At 42.5% G+C, this 1,634-nt stretch carries 2 protein-coding genes and 1 pseudogene; 2 read left to right on the top strand and 1 reads right to left on the bottom strand.

What is annotated here, in order from left to right; all coding sequences use genetic code 11:
- On the top strand, nt 1-486 hold a 486-nt coding region (locus ACT3R4_RS18370), incomplete at its 5' end, for a hypothetical protein (RefSeq protein ID WP_496201292.1).
- Nucleotides 487-853: 367 nt separating this feature from the next.
- Here the strand turns inward: ACT3R4_RS18370 and ACT3R4_RS18365 are convergent.
- Nucleotides 854-1,291 (bottom strand): annotated as a pseudogene (locus ACT3R4_RS18365) (IS630 family transposase); the annotation flags it as partial.
- 75 nt (nt 1,292-1,366) lie between these two features.
- On the opposite strand from ACT3R4_RS18365, the gene ACT3R4_RS18360 reads away from it, so the two are divergent.
- Nucleotides 1,367-1,634, top strand: a 268-nt coding sequence (locus ACT3R4_RS18360) for a transposase (RefSeq protein ID WP_496201293.1), incomplete at its 3' end; no start/stop codon positions are given.

The following is a 1,634-nucleotide window of genomic DNA, read 5'->3' as shown; positions in this document are numbered from 1 at the left end:
AGTTTTACTCTGATGGACCTTTGTTTATTATGCGCGATAATTTATGCAGAAGCACTTAAGATCTTACAAGAATATCTCTATAACGCAAAACATATTGCTTGTGATAATTTACGTTGCCAAGCAACCCATGATTATGAAATGCTTTCAATGATTGAAATGTTTGATATGTTATGCCCAACCTGCAAGCAGGGTACTTGTAGTATAGAGCATGCAAGTGTAAATATTGAGTTAGCAGATGAAAAGATATTGTTGCCAGAATTTGATATGCAGCTCATGAATTATTTGAAAGTTGATAGCCCTCAATATCCTTCTGGGCTTGCTCAAGAACTTGATTGTACTTATCAGAAGGTAGGAAAAAGGGCTTCTAAATTAAAAGACATGGGCTTCTTAGACGCAAAAGAAATGATCCTTGATAAAGCTCTAGGTAAGAGAAATTATTATTCACTTACTGAGGCGGCATTAAAAACATATTTTCAGAATAGCTAAAGCTGTAGAAAGATATTGATAAAAGAGCTATTTTCTTTTTATCCATAAAGCTTTCTCTAATGCTGTAATTTAATTATTAGTTGAATAACGTTATAGTTAACAGTAGCGGCTCAGATTGAGTCGCTCTACTCTAGCAAGGTTTGTGTAGTACGGCTATTTCATAAAGTAAATGATAGATTTGGATAAAATATAATAAAAATAATATTTATTTCATATATCTTGATCAGATATGAAAATTACTGATCAAATTGAAGAAGATCTCAGACGTCTACAATTCAGCCTAGTTCATGATATACGTGATCTTGAATACAGAAATAGTATATCTGATTTTATGGGATCTATTAGAAATTCAGACTTCACTAAGTGCTTATTCAAAATTAATCGCGTGATCAGTTCCATAACTTCCTAACAGCCGGTGCATCTCTTTACAGAGGTGATCAAACGAAAGGTAAGCACTCAACGGCAGCCATGCGTATTTCATCTGGCGCCACAGTATCTCAATCAGATTCAGCTCCGGCGAGTAGGCCGACAGGTAAACCAGATGCACACGGTGTGACGTCCACTCCACTGCCTTTTGCCTGAAGGTCTGCGAGCGATGCATGCTGGAGTTGTCGAGCACTACAACAGCGAAGGTATCGGGGTTTTTCTGTGCGACAAACTGGTCAAGCGCTTAGATGACCGTCTCGGTGGTCACCGACACGGTCATGGTGTGGTAGATCAGTTTTCCAGCGCGACTGAGGAACCCCAATACATTCAGCCTTCGGCTGTGTGGGTAGGCGGTCACTTCACAGGGCTGTCCGACAGGCCCCCTCTGTCAGCCTAGTTGTCCGGTTGGCGATATCGCCTAAATCTAATCCAGAGGGAGCGGCATGGAGTCCTTGTGCCACGTTATTCCGCAGAGCGTAAATCAGCCGTCCTGAAGAAGTTGTTACCACCCCATAATCACAGTGTGGCATCGGTAGCGACAGAGGAAGGCATCTCTGACGCGACGCTGTATAGTTGGTTAAAACAGTGTCGAGTAAAAGGAGTGCCTGTGCCGGGTTACACCCCAGGCGACAGTGAATGGTCGCCCGACGCCAAGCTAGCCGTGGTCATCGAAACCGCCACCCTGTCAGAGGCAGAGCTTGGCGCTTACTGTCGCGAAAAAG

The organism is Halomonas sp. AOP7-E1-9 (assembly GCF_052376035.1).
In the GTDB taxonomy this organism is placed as follows: Bacteria; Pseudomonadota; Gammaproteobacteria; order Pseudomonadales; family Halomonadaceae; genus Vreelandella; species Vreelandella citrativorans.
This window is presented reverse-complemented; position numbering and strand designations above follow the sequence as displayed.